Below are 5,240 nucleotides of genomic sequence, written 5' to 3' on the forward strand. Positions count from 1 at the left end.
AGGGCCTGCAACTCGGTGTATTTTTGCTCGGCCAACGCTAGGTATTCGGCCTTACTCATGGCGGTGGAGGGGGCTGTAGTCATGACCTAAGTTACGAATACGCAGCGACAATTTGGGTTGCACCCCTTTCTGGCAGTCGATCCATTGGCAGGAGAGTACTCCAATAACAGCCCGTTTAACTTTGCCGGAAATGATCCTATTAACTATAATGATCCTAATGGAGACGAGCAGACCAAGATAAATGGACGTTTGGCTAACCCGAGAGGTATGGATGGCAAGAGACATATGGACGAGGATATGGGCTTTTTGGACAAACAGCAATATCAATCATTTATGAAAGGATTTGAAGTTGCAGGTATAACACTGAACCCTCAACTATACAATGCTTTTGATAAATCGGTGACCTACAATGGCAATACTTACAAGTTATATGAAGGCTATGTAAGTGCTGGTGATAAGAATAATATGTATTATAATTCTTATCTTTCATCAGAAACTACTGAGTCAAAGTTTGGAATTGGAGAATGGGGACTTACTTCGACTCTTACCCAGGGCTGGTTTGATAAGAATGCAGCGTTAATCATGCATATTGCTCAAGAGGAACCAACAGTATTAAGAGTTGGTGGAAGGGTACTAGGGGTAGCGGGAACATTGCTTGGCGGCATATCAGCCGCATACGAGATTCAATCTAAAGGACTTACATTTGTAACAGGGACTAAGGCCGTACTGGGTATAGGGTTGGGGGTAGCAGGGGTAATTATCGGTGGTCCTACACTTGCTGTAGTTGGATTTGCTTATGGCATAGCCGACTATTATGGTGGAGTTGACTACGTTTTAAATGGTACTGTAGAACAAGCTGAAATTGTGAATTCTGTATATCATAATGGAGTGAGGCAATGGAGTAATTGGAAACCAGGATTTTAACCTTAATTTTTTCACATGCTTGGTTTCTTACGCTGGCTTCTCGCCGCTATTTTCCACTGCCTCAAAGTAATAAGGCCTTCGGATACAGATGTTAAGACAATTGAATCCAGCTTTTTAGCGCTGAATTTTCTTTTCTTTTTTCTGCTCGTTCCAATTTTTGATGTTTTTAAGTATGTATTTGGCTTTCAGCCATCCCCAATTGCTGTGGTAGGAACTTGGATTTTGATATGCGCCGCAGATTATCCTTTTCTTATTGCAAAAGGCAAATGGAGAAAAGCATTACAGGAAAATCCCATTAAGCCTTTAACTCAATTCAAAGCAGTAATATATATCAGTATTACTGTGATAGTTGGATTTTTTACCATGTTTATTCCTTTGGGTCGCATCCTTAGCTCCTTGTTCTAAATGCTCGATTGTCTACGAAAAGTAAAAACGATACATCTACTCGTTTTTTTAGCCCTATCCAGATTTGCCCACGCCCAATCCGTACCACCGCTCACCCTCGGTTACGGCCCCGTTATCCAACTGCCCGTCGGGGCTGACGTCAACGACGTGGCCGTTGCCGACCTAGACCACGACGGGCGGCCCGATCTGGCCATTCCCGAGCGGGCCCTGGATACGCTGGCCATCTTCGTGCAGAACGCCAATGGCGGCTTTCCGGCCAAGGCTTCGGCTCGCTACTATTTCAGCCGTGGTCCCTACAGCATTGTCCCGCTGGCTCTGAACGGCTACGGGCCGGCCGGTTCCCCGGTGCCCACTGCCGATGATCTGGTGCTGGGGGCCCGGCAGTCAACTCAGCTGTATCTGCTGGACAATACGGGCACCGCACCCGGCGAGCTGTCCCTGGTGGCGCGCCCGGTATTGCGCTGGGGCCCCAACGGGGGCAGTCCTCCCACCGACCCCCGCCTGCTGACGGCCCCGCTCAACGGCGACGACTACCCCGACATTGCCTACTTGTATAATCCCACCGGCACGACGATGGCCGGGCTCGGGGGCCACGGGATTCTGTTCCGCAATGCCCCACCCGACAATATCGCCCCTACACTTTTTTACCAGTCCCCGTCCCGTCCCGTGGATGTAAGCCTGGCCTGCATCTACACGCCGGGCGAGTACAATGCTCTGCTCGCTTCGCCCACTACCAACGAAGTCGTTATCGTGACGACGGGCGGCAAGAGCAACCCCAGCAATGGGTGGTGGCAATCCGGCTACCAGACCAAAGCCGCCTCGGGGGGCACGCGCCCCGTCGCCGCAGCGGGCGCGGATATCAACGGCGACGGCGCTACCGACTTGGTAGCCGCCCACGAAACCAACCCCAACGTGGTCATCCAACTACGGGACGCTGCCCCTCAGAACCAATATGACCTGTTGTTTCCGACGCGCATCACCTATCCGCTGCTGGGCCCGCCCCGGCAGGTGGTGCTGCTGACCACGGGCCTGGTAGAGGTGTTTCGTAATACGGGCCAGAACGGGTCGGCTTTGTTTGACGCACCCATTTTGCTGGCCACCGGCAGCCGCCCGGCGTATCTGCGCCTGGCCGACATCAACGCCGACGGCCAGCTCGACCTGGCCGTGGCCTGTGCCGGCGACAACACGGTGCATCTGTTTTACAACCAAAGCGTAGTGCTGGCAGCAAAAATGGCTACCACCCAGGAAACTATATCCGTGTATCCTAATCCGGCCCGCACCATCCTGTACGTGCGCTCAACGTAGGGGGAAGCCGTCACGGCCGTGACCTTGCGCGATGTGCTAGGCCGCTCTGTGCGGCAGTGGAATAAGCCGGGCGCGACTCTGGACGTAACGGATGTGCCCCGGGGACTCCATTTGTTACAGCTGCAAACGGCCAGCGGCGTAACCACGCGCCGGGTAGTGCTAGAGTAAAGCGAGACTAACCGACGGCGTTTTCCGCAACACGTCACCTGCTTCCCTGGTGAGACAGATGACGTGTTTAGCCCAGTAGTTACTGGCAGCATCAGGGCGCCAGCTGCTTCACCCGGTTTAGCAGCTTATCCACCGCATTATCGAAGCGGAGTGTGAAGTGCTGCTTGGGCTGGTTTTGCCGGAAAAAGACTAGGCCGATGAAAAACATGTCAATCGTGAGGCGTACTTCCGGATGGGCTTTGATGGTGGTCCAGGCCTGCTCCATTTCCGCCGACCAATGGATATCGTCCAGTACAAAAACGCTCCGGTCGGTGCGGTAGGGCAGGCACTGCTCGAAGTAGCGCACCGTGGGCTCGTAGCGGTGGTTGCCGTCGAAAAAGGCGAAGTCGAGCGGGCCGGGCAGCGCGGCCAGGGCCGGCACCAGCGTTTCGTCCAGGTTGCCTTCCACCACCTGGATGTTCGTCAGGGCCAATTGCGCGAAGGTGTGCCGGGCCACGGCGGCCGTTTGCGGGCAGCCTTCGAACGTGACGATGTGCGCCTGGGCACTGGGGGCCGCCAGGTAGGCCGTAGTGAGGCCCAGCGAAGTGCCTAGCTCCAAAATCACGCGGGGCTGAAAATGATTGACCAGCCGAAACAGCAGCTGCCCGAATGGCCGGGGCTTGGCGGCCGCGCGGGCAATGTCGCGCAGGCGGCGCTGCCGCCCGGCTCCGGTGTGCGAGCCCGCGCCAAAGTCACGCACCGTAATGGTGGTTGGGTCCTGGAGGAGCTGCCGCCGCCGGGCTTCGATGGGTGCGTAGGCCGCAAAAGCGCCATCGTGGCCGATGACGTGCGCATAGAGTCCAAAAACGAACGGGGAATGCAACCCATGTGCATTCCCCGAGCGGAACAAAAATCGTAGGTAGCTAAGCGCCTGAAAAAACAAAGGGCAATGCGTGGATCTGGTATTGCGTGCTTCAGTGCGGAAACACTTCGGGTCGGGCTGAGCACCAGGCGCTCAGCTCGAAGCACTAAACTTAGTTCAGACGATAGGGGACGACGAGCGTAAATTCCGGAATCTCAACGCTAAACTCGCGGCCATCCGCGAGGCGCTCCATCTGGTAGGAGCCGCGCATCTTGCCCAAGCCCGACTTCAGGTTGCACCCCGACACGTACTGGTGCGACTCGCCGGGCTCCAGCACCGGCTGCTGCCCCACCACGCCTTCGCCTTCCACCTCACGCACTACTCCGTTGGCATCGTAGATGTACCAGTGCCGACGCAGGAGTTTAACGGTGTATTCACTGCCATTAAGAATATCGATCTTGTAGGCAAACACGTAATGCTCTTGAGCCGGGCTGGAATAGTCGGGCAAGTAATTGGTCGTTACGCTAACGGTAACGCCCTGCGTAGTCGTCGTATTCATGGCTCCTGTTCGGTTCAGTGAAGGACTAACAACCGGGTCCGGAAATTGGTTTATCTACGCAGCGGCAAGCCCGAAAGGCCAGCCACAACCCAAAAAATCTCTTCCCTTATGTCTGTAAAGATAGAAGAAAGCTGGCGCAAGGTACTCGCCAGTGAGTTTGATAAACCATATTTTCAGCATCTTATTGCCTTTGTCCGGGGCGAATACGCTACGGCTACTATCTACCCGCCGGGTCCCGCTATTTTCCACGCCTTCGATGCCTGTCCTTTCGAGCAGGTCAAGGTCGTTATTCTGGGCCAGGACCCCTACCACGGCAAGGGGCAGGCCAACGGGTTGTCCTTTTCCGTGGCCGAAGACGTGCGGGTGCCACCCTCGCTCCAGAATATTTTCAAGGAGTTGCAGGATGATATTCCGGCAGCTGCTCCGCCCACCAACGGCAATCTGGACCGCTGGGCCCGCCAGGGAGTCCTGCTACTGAACGCCACGCTGACCGTGCGGGCCAAGGAGCCCGGCTCCCACCAGAAAAAAGGCTGGGAGCAGTTCACGGATGCCGTAATCCAACATATTTCGGAGCAGAAAGAACACGTCGTATTTGTGCTCTGGGGTGCATACGCCCAGAAGAAGGGCGAAATTATTGATGAGAAAAAGCACTTCGTCATCCGTTCGGCCCACCCTTCTCCCTACGCCGCCGACCGGGGCTTCTTTGGCTCCCGGCCCTTCAGCAAGACCAACAGCTATTTGCAGCAGCACGGCCAGCCGGCAATAGAGTGGTAGTTTCTACCTAAGTCATTAGAAGAAGCCAAGACGAATTGGCCCTCCGCGAATCACGGCCTGTTCGCTCAACAAAAAGCCCCACTGCCAGAATAGGCAGCGGGGCTTTTATGGTAGAATGTCTGAGCTTGACTTTAGCTTTTTGGGGGTTGGTAAGGAGGCAAAAAAGAAACCCGCCGGGTAGGGCAGGCTTAGCTTTGGGTAACGACACCGTTCTGCTATGCCCACCTTCCCCCGCGAGTTTCAGACCGTAATAGTACCGTACGC

General features: G+C 55.1%; 7 protein-coding genes. 5 read left to right on the top strand and 2 right to left on the bottom strand.

Annotation, left to right across the window (positions count from 1 at the left end):
- Positions 1-117: 117 nt before the first annotated feature.
- Genes E5J99_RS20600 through E5J99_RS20615 form a run of 4 tightly spaced genes read left to right on the top strand, consistent with a single transcriptional unit; the run spans position 118 to position 2,802 of the window.
- Positions 118-924: an RHS repeat-associated core domain-containing protein gene (locus E5J99_RS20600; RefSeq protein WP_135499693.1), complete on the top strand. Its 807-nt coding sequence runs from the start codon at positions 118-120 to the stop codon at positions 922-924.
- A 15-nt stretch (positions 925-939) separates the two neighbouring features.
- Positions 940-1,329, top strand: a complete 390-nt coding sequence (locus tag E5J99_RS20605) for a hypothetical protein (RefSeq protein ID WP_135499694.1) — start codon at positions 940-942, stop codon at positions 1,327-1,329.
- Complete coding sequence (locus E5J99_RS20610; protein ID WP_135499695.1) at positions 1,330-2,634, top strand: FG-GAP repeat domain-containing protein; 1,305 nt, start codon at positions 1,330-1,332, stop codon at positions 2,632-2,634. It begins immediately after the preceding gene.
- A gap of 18 nt (positions 2,635-2,652) precedes the next feature.
- Positions 2,653-2,802: a T9SS type A sorting domain-containing protein gene (locus E5J99_RS20615; RefSeq protein ID WP_135499696.1), complete on the top strand. Its 150-nt coding sequence runs from the start codon at positions 2,653-2,655 to the stop codon at positions 2,800-2,802.
- Positions 2,803-2,893: 91 nt separating this feature from the next.
- Here E5J99_RS20615 and E5J99_RS20620 read toward each other — a convergent pair whose 3' ends face one another.
- Positions 2,894-3,664 (bottom strand): O-methyltransferase, encoded by a 771-nt coding sequence (locus tag E5J99_RS20620; protein WP_245319157.1) that lies wholly within the window; start codon positions 3,662-3,664, stop codon positions 2,894-2,896.
- Positions 3,665-3,815: 151 nt separating this feature from the next.
- Positions 3,816-4,202 carry a Co2+/Mg2+ efflux protein ApaG gene (gene apaG / locus E5J99_RS20625; RefSeq protein ID WP_135499698.1) on the bottom strand — a complete coding sequence of 129 codons (387 nt, stop codon included), beginning with the start codon at positions 4,200-4,202 and terminating at the stop codon, positions 3,816-3,818.
- 108 nt (positions 4,203-4,310) lie between these two features.
- Here apaG and E5J99_RS20630 point away from each other — a divergent pair, with 108 nt between their 5' ends.
- On the top strand, positions 4,311-4,976 hold the full coding sequence (locus tag E5J99_RS20630; protein WP_135499699.1) for a uracil-DNA glycosylase: 666 nt from the start codon (positions 4,311-4,313) through the stop codon (positions 4,974-4,976).
- The last annotated feature ends 264 nt before the right edge of the window (positions 4,977-5,240 follow it).

This window comes from Hymenobacter elongatus (genome assembly GCF_004745955.1).
Lineage (GTDB): Bacteria > Bacteroidota > Bacteroidia > Cytophagales > Hymenobacteraceae > Hymenobacter > Hymenobacter elongatus.

What these genes read in the sequence shown, in the direction of transcription:
- E5J99_RS20630 (WP_135499699.1), top strand. Translation starts at nt 4,311, where the DNA reads ATGTCTGTAAAGATAGAAGAAAGCTGGCGCAAGGTACTCGCCAGTGAG.
- apaG (WP_135499698.1), bottom strand. Translation starts at nt 4,202, where the DNA reads ATGAATACGACGACTACGCAGGGCGTTACCGTTAGCGTAACGACCAAT.
- E5J99_RS20610 (WP_135499695.1), top strand. Translation starts at nt 1,330, where the DNA reads ATGCTCGATTGTCTACGAAAAGTAAAAACGATACATCTACTCGTTTTT.
- E5J99_RS20605 (WP_135499694.1), top strand. Translation starts at nt 940, where the DNA reads ATGCTTGGTTTCTTACGCTGGCTTCTCGCCGCTATTTTCCACTGCCTC.